Annotated in this window: 16 protein-coding genes; 9 read left to right on the top strand and 7 right to left on the bottom strand. The window is 66.2% G+C overall.

Annotated elements, in window-relative coordinates; translation table 11 throughout:
- Positions 1–39 precede the first annotated feature (39 nt).
- Both ACUXVE_RS15175 and ACUXVE_RS15170 read left to right on the top strand, forming a co-directional pair.
- Positions 40–1,662 carry an FMN-binding glutamate synthase family protein gene (locus ACUXVE_RS15175; protein WP_222390009.1) on the top strand — a complete coding sequence of 541 codons (1,623 nt, stop codon included), beginning with the start codon at positions 40–42 and terminating at the stop codon, positions 1,660–1,662.
- Between the two features lie 43 nt (positions 1,663–1,705).
- Positions 1,706–2,167 (top strand): GNAT family N-acetyltransferase, encoded by a 462-nt coding sequence (locus ACUXVE_RS15170; RefSeq protein ID WP_222390007.1) that lies wholly within the window; start codon positions 1,706–1,708, stop codon positions 2,165–2,167.
- Positions 2,168–2,192: 25 nt separating this feature from the next.
- Here the strand turns inward: ACUXVE_RS15170 and ACUXVE_RS15165 are convergent, their stop codons facing one another.
- Positions 2,193–3,440 carry a TIGR03862 family flavoprotein gene (locus tag ACUXVE_RS15165; RefSeq protein ID WP_445514706.1) on the bottom strand — a complete coding sequence of 416 codons (1,248 nt, stop codon included), beginning with the start codon at positions 3,438–3,440 and terminating at the stop codon, positions 2,193–2,195.
- Complete coding sequence (locus tag ACUXVE_RS15160; RefSeq protein ID WP_025878883.1) at positions 3,427–3,861, bottom strand: FKBP-type peptidyl-prolyl cis-trans isomerase; 435 nt, start codon at positions 3,859–3,861, stop codon at positions 3,427–3,429. Before ACUXVE_RS15160 ends, ACUXVE_RS15165 begins: the two co-directional genes overlap by 14 nt.
- 69 nt (positions 3,862–3,930) lie before the next feature.
- On the opposite strand from ACUXVE_RS15160, the gene ACUXVE_RS15155 reads away from it, so the two are divergent.
- The 4 genes from ACUXVE_RS15155 to ACUXVE_RS15140 all read left to right on the top strand — a co-directional run bounded on the left by ACUXVE_RS15155 (position 3,931) and on the right by ACUXVE_RS15140 (position 7,073).
- Positions 3,931–4,296 carry a DUF6164 family protein gene (locus ACUXVE_RS15155; protein ID WP_222390003.1) on the top strand — a complete coding sequence of 122 codons (366 nt, stop codon included), beginning with the start codon at positions 3,931–3,933 and terminating at the stop codon, positions 4,294–4,296.
- A 326-nt stretch (positions 4,297–4,622) separates the two neighbouring features.
- A complete protein-coding gene (locus tag ACUXVE_RS15150; RefSeq protein ID WP_222390001.1) occupies positions 4,623–5,390 on the top strand; it encodes a sulfurtransferase in 768 nt (255 codons plus the stop codon).
- A gap of 122 nt (positions 5,391–5,512) precedes the next feature.
- On the top strand, positions 5,513–6,508 hold the full coding sequence (locus ACUXVE_RS15145; protein WP_032976501.1) for an LLM class flavin-dependent oxidoreductase: 996 nt from the start codon (positions 5,513–5,515) through the stop codon (positions 6,506–6,508).
- A 67-nt stretch (positions 6,509–6,575) separates the two neighbouring features.
- A complete protein-coding gene (locus tag ACUXVE_RS15140; protein ID WP_025878887.1) occupies positions 6,576–7,073 on the top strand; it encodes a pyridoxamine 5'-phosphate oxidase family protein in 498 nt (165 codons plus the stop codon).
- Between the two features lie 89 nt (positions 7,074–7,162).
- On the opposite strand, the gene ACUXVE_RS15135 is transcribed toward ACUXVE_RS15140, so the two are convergent.
- Positions 7,163–7,816: an exopolysaccharide biosynthesis protein gene (locus ACUXVE_RS15135; protein WP_025878888.1), complete on the bottom strand. Its 654-nt coding sequence runs from the start codon at positions 7,814–7,816 to the stop codon at positions 7,163–7,165.
- Entirely contained in the window at positions 7,800–9,119 is a 1,320-nt protein-coding gene (locus tag ACUXVE_RS15130) for a hemolysin family protein (protein WP_093820083.1), read from the bottom strand. Before ACUXVE_RS15130 ends, ACUXVE_RS15135 begins: the two co-directional genes overlap by 17 nt.
- A gap of 277 nt (positions 9,120–9,396) precedes the next feature.
- On the opposite strand from ACUXVE_RS15130, the gene ACUXVE_RS15125 reads away from it, so the two are divergent.
- Positions 9,397–10,023, top strand: a complete 627-nt coding sequence (locus ACUXVE_RS15125) for a DUF47 domain-containing protein (protein WP_025878890.1) — start codon at positions 9,397–9,399, stop codon at positions 10,021–10,023.
- A gap of 13 nt (positions 10,024–10,036) precedes the next feature.
- On the top strand, positions 10,037–11,158 hold the full coding sequence (locus tag ACUXVE_RS15120) for an inorganic phosphate transporter (protein ID WP_025878891.1): 1,122 nt from the start codon (positions 10,037–10,039) through the stop codon (positions 11,156–11,158).
- Positions 11,159–11,427: 269 nt separating this feature from the next.
- Here ACUXVE_RS15120 and ACUXVE_RS15115 read toward each other — a convergent pair whose 3' ends face one another.
- The 3 genes from ACUXVE_RS15115 to parE form a co-directional block, all read right to left on the bottom strand.
- Complete coding sequence (locus ACUXVE_RS15115; RefSeq protein ID WP_088101354.1) at positions 11,428–12,924, bottom strand: S10 family peptidase; 1,497 nt, start codon at positions 12,922–12,924, stop codon at positions 11,428–11,430.
- 98 nt (positions 12,925–13,022) lie between these two features.
- A complete protein-coding gene (locus ACUXVE_RS15110) occupies positions 13,023–13,601 on the bottom strand; it encodes a GNAT family N-acetyltransferase (RefSeq protein WP_059063745.1) in 579 nt (192 codons plus the stop codon).
- Between the two features lie 302 nt (positions 13,602–13,903).
- Positions 13,904–15,793 carry a DNA topoisomerase IV subunit B gene (parE, locus tag ACUXVE_RS15105; RefSeq protein ID WP_025878894.1) on the bottom strand — a complete coding sequence of 630 codons (1,890 nt, stop codon included), beginning with the start codon at positions 15,791–15,793 and terminating at the stop codon, positions 13,904–13,906.
- Positions 15,794–15,953: 160 nt separating this feature from the next.
- Between parE and ACUXVE_RS15100 the strand changes: the two genes are divergently transcribed.
- Positions 15,954–16,187 carry a hypothetical protein gene (locus ACUXVE_RS15100; RefSeq protein WP_025878895.1) on the top strand — a complete coding sequence of 78 codons (234 nt, stop codon included), beginning with the start codon at positions 15,954–15,956 and terminating at the stop codon, positions 16,185–16,187.
- Positions 16,188–16,512 lie beyond the last annotated feature (325 nt).

Below are 16,512 nucleotides of genomic sequence, written 5' to 3'. Positions count from 1 at the left end.
TGCGCGGTAGACTCGGGGCAGTTGCAACCGAGGAACGCCATGCACCGGTATATCGTCTACCTGCTCGCCATCGTGATGTTTCCGATCTGCCTGTGGCTGGCCACGATCTGGCCGGCCTGGTACTGGGGCGTCGGCATTACAGCTGCGATGGTGGCGCTGGGGACCTGGGACCTGCTGCAGAAGCGCAGCACCCTGCGCCGCAACTATCCGGTGATGGCGCACTTCCGTTATGGCCTGGAATCGATCGGCCCGGAGATCCGCCAGTACTTCGTGCAGAGCGACCTGGAGGATGTGCCGTTCTCGCGGCAGCAGCGTGCGCTGATCTACCAGCGCGCCAAGAACCAGATGGACACGGTGCCCTTCGGTACCCTGCGCAGCACGTATGCGGTGGACTACGAATGGATCAACCATTCGCTGGCGCCCACCACTATCGCCAAGCATGATTTCCGCGTGCTGATCGGCGCGAACTGCGCCAAACCCTATTCGGCGAGCGTGTTCAACATCTCGGCGATGAGTTTCGGCTCGTTGTCGGCCAATGCGATCCGTGCACTGAACGAAGGCGCGCGCCGGGGTGGTTTCTACCACGACACCGGCGAAGGTTCGATTTCGCCGTATCACCGGGAGATGGGCGGCGACCTGGTGTGGGAGATCGGCTCGGGCTACTTCGGGTGCCGTGACGAGAAGGGCGGCTTCAGCGAGGAACGCTTCGTTGCCAATGCCAACCACGATCAGGTGAAGATGATCGAGATCAAGCTGTCGCAGGGTGCCAAGCCTGGCCATGGCGGGGTGCTGCCGGCGCCGAAGGTCACCGCCGAGATCTCGGTGACGCGTGGCGTGCCGATGGGCGTGGACTGCGTGTCGCCATCGCGCCATTCGGCCTTCTCCACGCCGGTTGAACTGCTGCAGTTCGTCGCCCGCCTGCGCGAACTGTCCGGTGGCAAGCCGGTTGGTTTCAAGCTGGCCATCGGCCACCCGTGGGAATGGTTCGGCATTGCCAAGGCGATGCACGAGACCGGTCTGCTGCCTGATTTCATCGTCGTCGATGGCGCCGAAGGCGGTACCGGCGCGGCACCGGCCGAGTTCGTCGATCACGTGGGGGTGCCGATGCACGAAGCATTGCTGCTGGTGCACAACACCCTGGTCGGCCTGGACCTGCGCGAGCACATCCGTATTGGTGCTGCAGGCAAGATCACCAGCGCGTTCGATATCGCCCGCACCATTGCCATGGGTGCCGACTGGTGCAATGCAGGGCGCGGCTTCATGTTCGCGCTGGGCTGCATCCAGTCGCTCAGCTGCCATACCGACAAGTGCCCGACCGGCATCGCGACCCAGGATCCGGCGCGCTGGAAGCATCTGGATGCACCGGACAAGGCCACGCGCGTGTACAGCTTCCACGAGCACACCCTGCACGCGCTGAAGGAGTTGCTGTGCGCGGCGGGCTTGAACGATCCGGCCGAGCTCGGCCCGGAACACATTCTGCGCCGGGTGTCACCGGTCGAGATCCGTTCGCTGGCCTCGCTGTATCGTTACCTGGAACCGGGCGAGCTGTTGCACAAGGTGCCCGACCACGCGGTGTTCCATTCGTTCTGGGCGGACGCACGCAGCGATTCGTTCCAGCCGCCACCGAAGATCCAGGCGCTGCGGGCCAGCAAGTCGCGGTGACCCGCGTTGCAGGGCATGAAAAGCAGAGGCATACGGAGGCTGCATGCAGTTCAGGACGGGTACCGACGATGATGTGGGCACACTGTGGGCCCTGCGAACGCGCTGCGTACGTGAGCTGTGCAGCAGCCACTATCCGCCGGAGGTGATTGCACCCTGGTCGGCATCGCCGCCGCCGGTGCAGTATTCGCGGCTGCTGGGGCAGGGCGGCTGCGTCGTGGCCGAGGATGACCGGGGCAATGTGCTGGGGTTCGGTGTGTTCGATGCCGAGGGCAACGAGATCGATGCGCTGTTCGTCGATCCGGATCGGGGCGGGCAGGGTATCGGCCAGGCGCTGATGCAGCGGTTGCTGGCCCTGGCCGACCCGACGCGGGAGGTGGTGCTGTCGGCCTCGCTCAACGCCGTGCCGTTCTACCAGCGGCAGGGCTTCGTCGCCGAGCGCGAGGAACTGTATCCGCATCCCAGTGGCGTGGCATTGGCGTCGGTGAAGATGCGCCGGCCGGCGTGAAATTTCCGGCGCTATCGCGCGTTGATCAACGCGTGGCCAACCACGCGTTCACGCCCTCTGCCGCACGCAGTCCGCTGGCATAGCACGCCGTCAACAGGTAACCCCCGGTCGGCGCTTCCCAGTCCAGCATCTCTCCGGCGCAGAACACGCCGGGCAAGGCACGCAGCATCAGGCCCTCGTCCAGCGCGTCCAGGCGCACGCCGCCGGCCGTGCTGATCACCTCGGCCATCGGCCGCGGGCGCAGCAGGCGCAGTGGCAGGCGCTTCAATGTGGCGATCACCGCGGCCAGATCGTTGCCGGCATCCTTGCCCAGTGTTTCGAACACCAGTGCGGTCTTCACTGCGTCCAGTCCGGCCTGGCGACGCAGGTGCTCGCCGAAGCTTCGTCCCTTGCGCGGCTGCGAAAGGTCGGCCAGCAGCCGTGCCTCGTCGCGGCCCGGAACCAGGTCCAGCCACAGAGTGGCATGGCCGTCGCGGTTGAGGGTTTCGCGCAGGTCGGCCGACAGGGCGTAGATCAGGCTGCCTTCGATACCGTACTCGCTGGCCACGCACTCCCCTTGCAGGGCGCGGGGCTCACCGTCGAGGCCATGCCAATGTGCGACGACCGGCTTCAGGGGTGCACCCGCATGGCGTTGCGCGAAGAACGGCGTCCATGCAACGTCGAATCCGCAGTTGGCCGATTGCAGCGGCGCGATGTCCACGGCGCGGGCCTGCAACGCGGGAGCCCATGCGCCGTCACTGCCGAGCTGCGGCCAGCTTCCGCCGCCCAGTGCCAGTACGGTCGCATCGGCACGCACCTCCAGTTCGCCGTTGTCGGTGGCAAAACGCAGAGCGCCGTCGTCGCTCCAGCCCAGCCAGCGATGGTTGACGTGCAGGCGCACGCCCTGTTCCTTCAGCCGGCGGACCCAGCCGCGCAGCAACGGTGCCGCCTTGCGGTCGACCGGGAACACCCGGCCGGAACTGCCGACGTAGGTCTCCACGCCGAAGCCAGCGGCCCAGTCGCGCAGCGCCTGCGCGTCGAAACCATCCAGCCAGCGGCCGACGCGGGTGGCCTGCTCGCGGTAGCGGCTGTCGAACAGTGGGCGCGGGTCGGAATGGGTGAGGTTGAGCCCACCCTTGCCGGCGATCAGGAATTTGCGGCCCGGCGAGCCCTTGGCCTCGTACAGATCGACATCCAGGCCTGCCGCGCGCAGCCGCTCGGCGGCAAACAGCCCGGCCGGGCCGCCGCCGATGACGGCGATGCGGCGCGGCGGGCGGACGTCACTGTTGGACATTGAGCAGCTCGACGTCGAACACCAGCGACGAACCTGCCGGAATCGGGCCGACCTGGCGGTCGCCATAGCCGAATTCGGGCGGAATCATCAGCGTGCGCTTGCCGCCGACCTTCATGCCGGCGACGCCTTCATCCCATCCGCGGATGACCTGGCCTGCGCCCAGTGTGAAGGTGAACGGCTCGCCGCGCTCGACCGAACTGTCGAAGGTCTTGCCGTGCTTGTTGTCGGCGCGCTCGTCGTAGATCCAGCCGGTGTAATGCACGCTGACCTTCTGGCCCGGCACGGCCTCGGCACCGCTGCCCGGCTGGGTGTCGATGCGCTCGAACGTGGCAATGGTGCCTCCCGGCGGCGGACCGGAGGGCTCCGACGAGCAACCAACGGCGGCGAGGGACAGCAGCAGGGGAAGCAGCAGGCGGCGCATCAGGCGTCTCCAGGGGCGATGAGTCGAGGGCGGCAAGGTTAGCGCATCGGCGCCGGGTATCATGGTGGCATGGCAAAACTCCTGCTCAATCTGCGCAATGTCGGCAACGACGAATATGCCGATGTCTGCACGCTGCTGGACCAGCACGGCATCGCCTGGTACCGCACCGAACCCAGTCCGTGGGGCATCTCCAACGGTGGCCTGTGGCTGCGCGAGGATGCCGACCAGCCGCGTGCCAAGGCGCTGATGGCCGACTACCAGGCGGCCCGTGGCGTGCGGGTCCGTGCCGAGCGCGAACAGGCCCTGCGCGACGGCACTGCCGAGACCTTTGGCAGCCTGTTCCGGCGCCGCCCTGTGTTCGTGGTGCTGGTGCTGCTGGGCATGGCGGTGGCGGCGGCACTGGTGCTGCTGCCGTTCATGCTGCTGCGGGGGTAGGGGGTCCGGCCGGGTTGCACCCGGCACCCGCAGAGGCAACGGCAACAGCAACAGCAACAGCAACAGCAACAGCAACAGCAACAGCGGGCGTTCCGTGGTGGGCGGGGCGGTATAGGCAGGCGGGACACGCCGTAGACCCATCCTTGGGGGCTCGATGGCGCCATCCATCGCGCCAACGGTCCCGCCTGCCTATACCGCCCCGCCCCGGACGCGTTCCGGGTGCTGTCGGTAGATGTCGACCTTGGTCGACACTGTGGTAGATCCACGCCATGCGTGGATGAACGGTGGAGGCTGATGCGGGGGCGGTCAGGCGCTAAAATGGCGGGATGATCGCCAATACCGCTGCCTATCATTTCGCCGTCATCGACGCCCCCCAGGCCCTGTGCGACCAGCTGCAGGCGTGTGCCGAGGCGTCCGGCCTGCAGGGGACGATCCTGGTGGCGGGCGAGGGGCTGAACCTGTTCCTGGCGGGTGCACCGTCCGCGATCGATGGCTTCTACGCGGAACTGCGTGCTGATGCGCGCTTCGCCGATATGCGGGTCAAGACCAGCTTCAGCGAGCACCAGCCATTCGCGCGGCTGAAGGCCAAGGTCAAGGACGAGATCATCAGCTTCCGTCGTGACGATGGCCAGCCGCTGGACTACCCGCGCGCGCCGGCCATCGATCCTGCCACCGTGCAGCGTTGGCTGCGGCAGGGGCATGATGATGCTGGCAAGCGCGTGGTGATGCTCGATACGCGCAACCTGCAGGAGATCGAGTACGGCACCTTCAAGGATGCGCTGGTACTGCCCATCCACAAGTTCACCGATCTGCCCGAGGCGCTGGCACCCCATCGTGAAGCGCTGAAGGACAGCACCGTGGTCAGTTTCTGCACCGGTGGCATCCGCTGCGAGAAGGCGGCGCTGTGGATGCTCAACGACGGCATGGACAACGTGCTGCAGCTCGATGGCGGCATCCTCGGTTACTTCGAGGAAGTGGGCGGTGAGGGCTACGAAGGTCGTTGTTTCGTGTTCGACGAACGGGTGGCGCTGGATGCCGAACTGAAGCCTTTGGTGGACGAGCCGTTGCCCGAGCCACGCCCCAGCGCGTTCTGACCCTTCCACATTGGCCTGCGGGCCTGAACCGGCCAGGCAGGAATCAGCGTCCCGCCACCGGCACTGGCCGTGGCGGCAGGGCGACCCCATCAAACGGGGATCCTGTGACGGAAAACCGCCTGATGATCCCGTTGTCGATTCTCGACCTGGCCCCGGTCTGCGAGGGTAGCGATACCACTGCCGCCTTTGCCAACATGCTTGAGCTGGCCCAGCATGCCGATGCGCTGGGCTACCGCCGCTACTGGCTGGCCGAACACCACAACATGCCTGGCATCGCCAGTGCCGCCACGGCGGTGCTGATCGGTCATGTGGCCGGTGGCACCCAACGCATCCGCGTCGGCGCCGGTGGCATCATGCTGCCCAACCATGCGCCGCTGCAGGTGGCCGAGCAGTTCGGCACGCTGGCTTCGCTGTATCCCGATCGCATCGACCTGGGCCTGGGCCGCGCGCCGGGTACCGACCAGCCGACCGCCCGCGCCCTGCGCCGCTATTTCGACAGTGCCGACCAGTTCCCGCAGGACGTACGCGAGCTGCTGCACTACTTCGAACCGGTGCAGCCTGGGCAGGCGGTGCAGGCCGTACCGGGTGGCGGCCTGCGGGTGCCGACCTGGATCCTCGGTTCCAGCCTGTTCGGCGCACGCATGGCCGCCTCGATGGGCCTGCCGTACGCCTTCGCCTCGCACTTCGCCCCCGATTCCATGGATGAAGCGCTTGCGGTGTATCGCCGCGAATTCCGCCCTTCGGCCACGCTCAAGCAGCCGCACGCGATGCTGGCGTTGAACGTGGTGGCCAGTGACAGCGAGGCCGAATCGCGGCGGTTGTTCACCAGCCAGCAGCAGAGCTTCGTCAACCTGCGTCGCGGCCGTCCGGGCAAGATTCCGGCGCCGATCGATGACATCGAAGCGTTCTGGGAACCCCACGAGAAGCTCGGCGTGGAGCGGGCGCTGGCGTGCACCGTGCTGGGTGATCCGCAGCAGGTCGCCGATGGCATTGCGGCGTTCGTCGAGCGCCATCAGCCCGACGAACTGATGCTTACCGCCAACCTGTACGACCACCGCGCGCGCCTTCGCTCGTTCGAGCTGGCAATGCACGCCTGGCATGCCCGCCACGCGGGCTGAACAATTGCGTCACGGCAATTTGCGGTGCGGACGCGTCTGATGGGGACTCCCACTTCCGGAGTCCCCCATGGACGAATCGCGTACCGAGCACATTGCCCAGCTGGCTGAACTGATCAAGGACGTGGAGGTGGCGATGTTCACCACCCGTGGTGTCGATGGGCGCCTCTACAGCCGTCCGCTTGGCACCCAGCAGGTCGCCTTCGATGGCGACCTGTGGTTCGCCACTGCGGCCGACAGCCCGAAGGTGGCCGAGATCGCGCTCGACCCGCGGGTCAACGTGGCCTATGCCTCGCCATCGAAGAATACGTATGTGTCGGTAGCCGGCGTGGCACGGATCATCGACGACCGCGCGAAGGTCGAAGAGCTGTGGTCGCCGGCGATGAAGCTGTTCTTCCCGGGCGGCCCGGATGACCCAAGCCTGCGCTTGATCCACGTGCGTGCAGAGACCGCCGAGTACTGGGACGGACCGGGCACGCTGCTCGGCTCGGCGTTGAGTTTCGTGTTGTCGGCGGTGCAGGATGAACCGGCACGGTTGGGCGACAACGGATTCATCGATCTGCGTTGATTGCAGCAACCCGCCGGGCATGGCCCGGCGCTACCGGGCGGGGCTCAGGGTAGCGCCGGACCATGCCCGGCGAGCGCAGCGGCAGGCGCTCAGAACCAGCGCTGGAACAGGTCGACGGTGTAGCCCACCAGCTGCCCGGAACTGAAGCCGAAGAAAGCGATCGCCACCAGCGCAGCCACCCAGTTGAACAACATCAGCGCGCCGTCGCGTTCAAGCAGGGCCAGCGCGAACAGCAGCAACTGGAAGCCGAACAGATAGTTGGTGAACGGAATCGGCAACGACAGCAGCAGGCCCAGCAGCACCAGCAGCAGGCCGCTGAAGGCGTGGGCGGGAGCCGGGGTCAGCAGTTGCGGCATGCGCGGCTTGAGCATGCGGTCGAGGCGGCGCAGGGCACCATCGATGCGATCCAGGAACCGGTGCATGGTGCCGCGCTTCGGCCCGCGACGGGCAATGAAGCCGGGCAGCCAGGGCCGGCGCATGCAGAACAGCATCTGCAGGCCGATCAGGATCACCAACGGACCGCTGACTGCGCCGCCCAGCCCCGGGATGGGGATGAAGGCCGGCAGGATGGCGACGAACAGGAATACACCAAAGGCACTCTGCTGCAGATCCTGCAGGATCTGCCCCAGCTTCATGTGCTGGGCCGGGTCACCGAAGGCGAACATCGCCAGCAGGGTCCGGATGCCCTCGTTGCGGTACTCCGGCGATGCAGCGCCGGGGCCGGCGTCAGGCGGTGAGCTCATCGGCCTGCTCGTCGGACAGGGTGCGAAGCAGTAGTTTGTCCACGCGCGCACCGTCCAGATCGACCACCTCGAAGCGCCAGCCGGCCCAGTCGAAGTACTCGCCCGCGTGGGGGATGCGGCCGAAGAAGTGGATGCACATGCCGGCCAGGGTGTAGTAATCGCCATCCTCGGCGTCGGGCAGGTCGTTGCTGCCGATCAGCTCGCGCAGGTCCTCGATCGGCAGCGAGCCGTCCACCAGCAGCGAGCCGTCCTCACGGGTCACCACCAGCGCGTCCTCGTCGGCATTTTCCGTTGCCTGCAGGCGGCCGACCACCGCGCCCATCAAATCGCTGATGGTTACCAGGCCCTGGATCTCGCCGTACTCGTCCACCACCAGCGCCATCGACTGCTGTTCTTCGCGGAAGATCTCCAGCAGCTTCATCGCATGGGTGGATTCGGAGACGTACAGCGGTTCGCGCAACGTCTGGAACAGCGCGTTGTCGCCGCGTGCCATCCGCGTGGCCAGCGATTTCAGCTCAAGCACGCCGACCACGTCCATGTCGTTGTCGCGGTACACCGGGTACCGCGAGAACTCGTGCTCGGCCATGATCTCCAGGTTCTTGTCCAGGCCACCCAGCGTATCCAGCCAGGCGATCCGGTTGCGCGGGGTCATCAGGCTGTCGGCGGTACGGTCGCCCAGGCGCATCACGCGGTTCATCATGTCGCGCTCGTGGCTGTCGATCACGCCGGCCTCGTGGCTCTCGGCCACCAGCATGCGGATCTCCTCTTCGGTCACCGACGCGACCTCGTCCTTGCCCAGGCCGAACAGGCGCAGCACCAGCTGGGTGGTCTTGGACAGCAGCCAGACGAAGGGGAAGGCCAGCTTGGCCAGCCAGCTCATCGGCAGCGCCACCAGGCCGGCGATGTCCTCCGAGCGGGTCAGGGCCAGGCGCTTGGGCACCAGTTCGCCGAAGATCAGGGTGATGAAGGTGATGAAGGTGACCGCAAGGGCCTTGCCGATGCCGCCGGCGTAGGCGAAGCCCGGCATCAGCCCCTGGATCCAGCCGCCGATGGCTTCACCCAGGGCCTCGCCGCCGAGGAAGCCGGTCAGCACGCCGATCACGGTGATGCCGATCTGGACGGTGGACAGGAAGGCTTCCGGCTTCTCCGACAGCTCCAGGGCCTTGGCCGCGCGCTTGGAATTGCCGGCCAGCTGCTTCAGCCGGCTCTTGCGCGAGGTCATGACTGACATCTCGGACATGGCAAAGAAGCCGTTCAGCAGAACAAGCGCGAAAACAATCAGGATCATTTCAAACACGGGCATCGTCCCCGGTTGGTGGCAGGGAGGGCGGGTGCTTGCGATGGCGGCAGGCGCTCAGGAACGGGGTCCGGCGCGGCGCTGGGGGATAAGGGTCGTCGTCCATAAGGTGCGCCCGAAGGCGCGCTGGCATCTTAGCAAAGGGCCGTGGCTCGGTGGCAAATGCCTGTTCAGTTTTGGGCGTCCTGACCCCCGGAAAGGGGCAGGGATACCCGTGATGGTCATCTAGCCGTCATAATTCGCACTGGTGCCGTCCTTCCCGCGACGGCTGACAGGTTTCTCAATGTTCTCTCTGCAGACCATTTTCGGTTCCGGCAAACAGTTCTACACCCTGCTCGATGAGGCTGCCGTCGCGGCTTCCGACGCCGCCAAGGCACTGCATTCCATGCTGCGCGACGCCGATCGCCAGCCCGCCCTGGATGCCTTCAAGCTGGCCCGTCTGCGCGAACGCGCGGCCTCGGACAAGATCAGCCAGGCGCTGGTGGACAGCTTCATGACCCCGATCGAGCGCGAAGACATCGAAGCGCTGGGCTCGGCCCTGTACAAGATTCCCAAGCAGATCGAGAAGTTCGCCGATCGCTATTCGCTGGCCACCACCCACCTGGAACACATCGACTTCGCGCCGCGCGCGGCGATGCTGGAGCAGGCCGCTGGCGTAGTGGTGGAGATGGTCGCCGACCTGCGCCACATGAACCTGGACCGGATGACCGCGCTCAACGAGCGCCTGCGCTCGCTGGAAAACGAGGCCGATCGCCTGATGCTCGAGCTGTACCGTGACATCTATTCCGGTCGCCTGGACAACCTGCAGATGTTCCTGCTCAAGGAATTCTTCGAGATCCTGGAAAAGGCCATCGACCGCTGCCGCGAGGCCGGTGTGGTGGCGTACCAGATCGTGTTGAAGAACAGCTGACGGGCCGGTACCGATGCTCACCCTAGTCCTGGTGGTGATCCTGGCCGCGCTCGTCTTCGAGTTCATCAACGGCTTCCACGATACCGCCAACTCCATCGCTACCGTGGTGGCAACCAAAGTACTGTCGCCCGGTTGGGCGGTCATGCTTGCCGCCTTCATGAACCTCATCGGTGCCCTGACCGGCACCGCGGTCGCACTGACCATCGCGTCGGGCCTGCTCAACACCAACGTGGTCGACGTGACCCCGCAGGTGATCCTGTGCGCGCTGCTCGGCGGCATCATCTGGAACCTGATCACCTGGTGGAAGGGCCTGCCGTCCTCGTCCTCGCACGCGTTGATCGGTGGCCTGTGCGGCGCCGGCCTGGCTGCGGCCCACAACAACTGGGACGCGCTGATCTGGTCCGAACGGCTTGGCAGCTGGGCGCAGAACAAGGGCCTGCTGTGGAAGGTGTTCGTGCCGATGATCACCTCGCCGATCGCAGGCTTCCTGCTCGGCATCGCAGTGATGGTGCTGTTGTGGGCACTGATCGCAGGCCTGGCCAAGATCGGCGGCGCGATCGGCCGGCTGGCACGTCCGCGCATCGTCAATGCGTTCTTCGGCAAGGCACAGATCGCTTCGGCGGCCTACATGGGCTTTGCCCACGGCCACAACGATGCGCAGAAGACCATGGGCATCATCGCGATGACCCTGATCGGTGCCGAGGCGACCGGCGCGTTGAACGACCTGCCGTCGTGGCTGGCCTTCATGCATCCGGACGCGCACGCCGGCGACGGCATTGCCATGTGGATCGTGCTGACCTGTGCGGTGGTGATGGCCGCCGGTACCGCCTCGGGCGGCTGGAAGATCATCAAGACCCTGGGCCACAAGATGGTCAAGCTGCACCCGATCCACGGCTTCGCCGCGGAAACCAGCTCGGCCACCGTGCTGACCCTGGCGGCGCACTTCGGCATGCCGGTATCGACCACCCACAGCATCTCCACCGCGATCATGGGCGTAGGCTTCGCCAAGAACCCGCGTTCGCTGCGCCTGGGCGTGATCGAACGCATCGTCTGGGCCTGGATCCTGACCATCCCGGCGGCAGGCGGCTGCGCCTACCTGATCCTGAAGCTGTTCGAGCTGCTCGGCTGGACCTGAGTTCCACGCCAACGCTGGAAACAAAAAGCCCGCCGGATTCCGGCGGGCTTTTTCATTTCATGAAGCATCCGGTTTCCGTTATCCACGCATGGCGGGGATCAACAGTGTCGACCAAGGTCGACACCTACCAACAGCAGCAGGAAGTCGACACCCACCAACAGCAGCCGGAACCTGCCAACCCACGGAAAGCCCGCTTTTGACGTTGCCGCTGCCGTTGCCGTTGCCGTCGATTCCGCGGGTGCCGGGCCGCAGGCCCGGCCGACAACCCCTTAATTGCGCTGGAACAACGCCTGCACATCCCTGCGGAACGCCGCCTGGCTGTCAGCCCGGCTGTAGAACATGTGCCCGCCCGGATAGCTGCGCACCTGCACGCGGTCCGGGTTGCTGCCCATCGTCGGCATCTGGTCCACCGTCAGGATCGAGCCCATGAACGGGCAGGACAGGTCATTCCAGCCATGCACGATCAGCACCTGCAGATGCGGGTCGATCGCCACGGCCTGGCGCAGCTGGGTCACCGCACCTTCGCGCAGGTCACCATTGCGATCCCACAGACGGTTCACGTCGTAGTTCAGTGCCTGGTAGCGCGCATCCACCTTCCAGCCGACCTCGCGGGTGACGAAGTCGACCATCGCGGTGGTGGTCGGGGCGATGATGCTGTCCAGCAGCGGATCGTTGGCGCGCTGCTCCGGATCGTTCGGGAACGGATCGAACGCAGTGACGTTGGAATCGTAGCGGCTGCCCAGCGTGCCCTTGTCGCGGAACACCTCGCGCAGGTAGGCCTGGGTTTCCAGGCGACCGCCGGCGCGGCGCACGAACTGCGGGTCCAGGCCGGTCAACTCGGCCACCCGGCGCAGCATCGCCTCGGTCGCCTGCGGATCGCTGCGGCCCTTCATCAGCGCGGTGGCGTAGTCACCGCGGGTGTACTCGACCACCTCGCGCATCGCCGCGTCGGTCAGCTTGCCCTGGCGTTCCAGGTGCGCGGCAGCGATCGACGGCAGGGTCTGCATCCACGCCATCGGCGAGACATCGGCGTTGTCTTCCAGGGTCGGGCTCAGGTAAGGCGACACCAGCACCAGGCCGTTCATCGCCACGCCCAGGCGCGTCTGCAGGAAGTGGGTGATGCGCGGGCCGCGATAGCCGCCATAGCTCTCGCCGGTCAGGTACTTGCGCGAGGCCATGCGCTGGTTGCGCAGCAGCCAGTCGTAGATCGTGCGCGAGAGGTACTCGACATCGGCACTGGGCGTATACAGCTGTTTCTTCGCCTCCTCATCGCCGATGCGGGCGCGGCTGAAGCCGGTACCGACCGGGTCGATGAACACCAGGTCGGTGAAGTCCAGCCAGGTGCCGGGATTGTCGTGCAGCTTCGCCGGCGCCGATGCGCTGTCGCCTTCCGAACCGAAGGTCACCACCTTCGGGCCGATGGCGCCCAGGTTGAGGTACACAGAAGACGCGCCGGGGCCGCCATTGAGCGCGAAGGTCACCGGCCGGTCCTTGCCCGGCATCGTGTAGGCGGTGAACACCACATCGGCGATCACCTTGCCCTTCGCATCGCGTACCGGCAGGGTGCCGACGGTGGCGGTGTAGTCGAGGGTGCGCCCAGCCAGGCGCATGCTCTGGCGAGCCGACGCATCGGCCGGCAGGGGAGCGGCTTCGGTCTTCTCTTCTTTCGTTTCGGAGGCACCGTCAGCAGCAGGCGCGGCCAGCACGCAGGCAGGGGCGATCAGCAGGCCGACGCAGAGCGCGGCAGAGTGCAGCAGGAACTTCATGGCACCGGAACGGCAGCGGAAGGGACCCCGATGCTAGGGCGGGGTGCCGCGCACCGTATGTGTCCAAAGGCATGGGCCGGCGTTGTGGCCTGATCCGGTCAAGCGACGGTGGCTGAGCGCACCGCGTCGTCGGCCAGCAGCCCATACACGGCCGAGTCGGCCAGTTCACCCTGGATACGCCAGCGCTGCCGCAGCAGGCCTTCGCGGTGGAAGCCCAGGCGTTCGAGCACGTGTGCCGAGGCGTGGTTGCGTGGATCGATCTCCGCTTCCACCCGGTGTAGTTGCAGGGTGTTGAACAGATAGGCCAGCACCTGCTGCAGCGCTTCATGCATGTAGCCGTGGCCCTGCCTGCCAGGTGCCAGCAGATAGCCGATTTCCGCGCGCGCCGCATCCCGATCCAGGGCAAACACCACGCAGATGCCCAGCAGGGGGCCGTCCACCGATTCGCGCAGGGCCAGCTTCAACTGCGTGCCGGTCGCCTGTGCAGCCAGGTCGTCGTCGATCTGCGCGCGTGCTTCGGCCGGACGCGTCCACGCCGGGTGGTTCCACCAGTGCATCACGTCCGGGTCGGACTGCAGGGCGAACAGGGCCGCGGCGTCATCGCGGCGAATGGGGCTCAGTACCAGGCGCGCGCTGTGCAGCGGCAGCCCGGGGAACAGCAGTGAGTTGGCGGGCAATGGGGTCGTCCACGCGGATGAACGCGCATTATGGACCCGCAGGGTTTGCCGATGGCGGCCGATCCAACGGCCCGGTAATGCCGGCCGCTGGCCGGCAGCACGAAGAGGTCCGGTAGTGCCGGCCGCTGGCCGGCAACCCAGGTATCCCGCTGGTTCGCGAAAAGCAGCCGGCCAGCGGCCGGCACTACCACCGGTCCGGGAATCAGACTTCCAGCGAAGCCAGATCGCCCGCGCCGAGTGAACAATGCCCGCACGGCGAGGTTGGGGCCGTCGCCACGGCCCCGTGCAATGACGCACCGGAATCAGACTTCCAGCGAAGCCAGGTCGCCCTTGCTCTCCAGCCAGCCCTTGCGGTCCGACGCGCGCTTCTTGGCCAGCAGCATGTCCATCAGTGAATGGGTCTGCTCGCCATCGTCGATGGTCAACTGCACCAGGCGACGGGTGTCCGGATGGATGGTGGATTCACGCAGCTGCGGCGGATTCATCTCGCCCAGGCCCTTGAAGCGGGTCACGTTGATGGCGCCCTTGATCTTCTCGCGTTCGATCTTGTCCAGCATCGAGCGCTTTTCTTCCTCATCCAGGGCGTAGAACACCTGCTTGCCCACGTCGATGCGGAACAGCGGCGGCATCGCCACGAACACGTGGCCGGCATCGACCAGCGCCGGGAAGTGCTTCAGGAACAGTGCGGTCAGCAGCGTTGCGATATGCAGGCCGTCGGAGTCGGCGTCGGCCAGGATGATCACCTTGCCGTAGCGCAGGCCGCTGATGTCTTCCTTGCCCGGGTCACAGCCGATGGCCACCGCCAGGTTGTGCACTTCCTCCGAGGCCAGCACGCTGTTGGAGGACACTTCCCAGGTGTTGAGGATCTTGCCGCGCAGCGGCAGGATCGCCTGGAAATCCTTGTCGCGGGCCTGCTTGGCGCTGCCGCCTGCCGAGTCGCCCTCGACCAGGAACAGTTCGGTGCGCGACAGGTCCTGGCTGATGCAGTCGGCCAGCTTGCCGGGCAGGGCAGGGCCCTGGGTGACCTTCTTGCGGACGACCAGCTTCTCGGTCTTCAGGCGCGCACTGGCGCGCTCGATGGCGATCTGCGCGATCTTCTCGCCCAGCTCCACGTTCTGGTTCAGCAGCAGGCTGAACGCATCGTGCGCGGCGCCTTCGACAAAACCGGCGGCCTGGCGCGAGGACAGGCGTTCCTTGGTCTGGCCGCTGAACTGCGGGTCGGTCATCTTCAGCGACAGCACGAACGACACGCGGTCCCACACGTCTTCCGGGGCCAGCTTGACGCCGCGCGGCAGCAGGTTGCGGAAGTCGCAGAACTCGCGCAGCGCTTCGGTCAGGCCGGTGCGCAGGCCGTTGGCGTGGGTGCCGTGCTGTGCGGTGGGAATCAGGTTGACGTAGCTTTCCTGCACCAGCTCGCCTTCCGGCAGCCAGGCCACGGCCCAGTCCACGATCTCGGTGTCTTTCTTCAGGTTGCCCACGAACAGATCAGCCGGCAGCGACTCGCGATCGCCCAGTTCCAGCTTCAGGTAATCGCGCAGGCCATCCTCGTAGTACCAGGTGTCGACCTCGCCGGTGGCTTCGTCGGTCAGCTTGACGGTCAGGCCCGGGCACAGCACGGCCTTGGCGCGCAGCAGGTGCTTGAGCGCGCGCACGGCGAACTTGGGCGTATCGAAGTACTTCGGGTCCGGCCAGAAGCGCAGGCGGGTACCGGTGTTCTTCTTGCCGACGGTGCCGACCACTTCCAACGGCGAGGCGCGGTCGCCGTTGCGGAAGGTGATGCGGTGTTCGGCACCGTCGCGCTTGATGTGGATTTCCACCAGGGTCGACAGCGCATTGACCACGCTGACGCCGACGCCATGCAGGCCGCCGGAGAAGGTGTAGTTGTTGTTGTTGAACTTGCCGCCGGCATGCAGGCGGGTCAGGATCAGCTCGACGCCCGGGATCTTCTCTTCCGGATGGATGTCCACCGGCATGCCGCGGCCGTCATCGCTGACCTCCACGCTGCCGTCCTTGAACAGGGTGATCTCGATCGAGCGGGCATGGCCGGCGAGGGCCTCGTCCACCGAGTTGTCGATCACTTCCTGCGCCAGGTGGTTCGGGCGCGCGGTGTCGGTATACATGCCGGGGCGGCGCTTGACCGGGTCAAGGCCGGACAGGACTTCAATATCGGCGGCGTTATAGCGGGCGTTCATCTGTCTTCGAAAGCGTGGAGCGACGGGCAAGTGTGCGGTCTGGACCGGGAATTTGCACGCCTGCGGTTCAGCCTCGTTGGCGGGGAGGGGGTAAAATGGCAACCGCTGGAACCGAACACCGGCGCCCCCCACATCCGAGCCATACCGCGAGGAGGACTCCATGAAGAAGTTGCTGACCATTGCGATCCTGGCTGCCGCCGCTGTTGCAGTGCCGATGGTGCTGGCGCAGAACGCCGGCCAGCCTGCTCCGCAGCAGGGTGACCAGGCCGACAAGGCGCAGTCCGAAGCCGAGGCCAAGGCCAAGCGCCGCGCGCAGGCCAATGCCGAGATGAAGGCCAAGGGCCAGCCGGTGCCGCAGCAGGAAGAAGAGGAAGAGGCACGCAAGAAGAAGTAATTCTTCTGCCCCTCCGAGGCCCTCGCCACAAGGGTCTCCCCCTCGAACGCCCCGCCCAGCGGGGCGTTTCTTTTTGCCGATGGCGCCATCTGCCCCTTGGGTTGGCGGCCATCTATCTGTAAACTATGGCTTTCCGGGAGTAAGTGCGTGTCCACCATTTGCGAATGGGCTGGCACGGCCAAGCGTGGCCTCCAGCAAAGCGGGTCGCAGGTGACGGTCGAAGTGACCGGCACGGCCGCCCCGACCTCGCAGGGTGGTTCCCCGCTGGCGCATTGCGCTGGCCGGGCCCGCACCTCCCTCGCTGCTCCAGCGAACCGGAAAACCC

Source organism: Stenotrophomonas sp. 3(2025) (assembly GCF_052665395.1).
Note: the sequence above shows the minus strand (reverse complement) of the source record. Positions and strands in the feature narration are given on the sequence as shown.

Coding starts and splice junctions, on each gene's coding strand:
- ACUXVE_RS15175 (WP_222390009.1), top strand. CDS start 40: ATGCACCGGTATATCGTCTACCTGCTCGCCATCGTGATGTTTCCGATC.
- ACUXVE_RS15170 (WP_222390007.1), top strand. CDS start 1,706: ATGCAGTTCAGGACGGGTACCGACGATGATGTGGGCACACTGTGGGCC.
- ACUXVE_RS15165 (WP_445514706.1), bottom strand. CDS start 3,440: ATGTCCAACAGTGACGTCCGCCCGCCGCGCCGCATCGCCGTCATCGGC.
- ACUXVE_RS15160 (WP_025878883.1), bottom strand. CDS start 3,861: ATGCGCCGCCTGCTGCTTCCCCTGCTGCTGTCCCTCGCCGCCGTTGGT.
- ACUXVE_RS15155 (WP_222390003.1), top strand. CDS start 3,931: ATGGCAAAACTCCTGCTCAATCTGCGCAATGTCGGCAACGACGAATAT.
- ACUXVE_RS15150 (WP_222390001.1), top strand. CDS start 4,623: ATGATCGCCAATACCGCTGCCTATCATTTCGCCGTCATCGACGCCCCC.
- ACUXVE_RS15145 (WP_032976501.1), top strand. CDS start 5,513: ATGATCCCGTTGTCGATTCTCGACCTGGCCCCGGTCTGCGAGGGTAGC.
- ACUXVE_RS15140 (WP_025878887.1), top strand. CDS start 6,576: ATGGACGAATCGCGTACCGAGCACATTGCCCAGCTGGCTGAACTGATC.
- ACUXVE_RS15135 (WP_025878888.1), bottom strand. CDS start 7,816: ATGAGCTCACCGCCTGACGCCGGCCCCGGCGCTGCATCGCCGGAGTAC.
- ACUXVE_RS15130 (WP_093820083.1), bottom strand. CDS start 9,119: ATGCCCGTGTTTGAAATGATCCTGATTGTTTTCGCGCTTGTTCTGCTG.
- ACUXVE_RS15125 (WP_025878890.1), top strand. CDS start 9,397: ATGTTCTCTCTGCAGACCATTTTCGGTTCCGGCAAACAGTTCTACACC.
- ACUXVE_RS15120 (WP_025878891.1), top strand. CDS start 10,037: ATGCTCACCCTAGTCCTGGTGGTGATCCTGGCCGCGCTCGTCTTCGAG.
- ACUXVE_RS15115 (WP_088101354.1), bottom strand. CDS start 12,924: ATGAAGTTCCTGCTGCACTCTGCCGCGCTCTGCGTCGGCCTGCTGATC.
- parE (WP_025878894.1), bottom strand. CDS start 15,793: ATGAACGCCCGCTATAACGCCGCCGATATTGAAGTCCTGTCCGGCCTT.
- ACUXVE_RS15100 (WP_025878895.1), top strand. CDS start 15,954: ATGAAGAAGTTGCTGACCATTGCGATCCTGGCTGCCGCCGCTGTTGCA.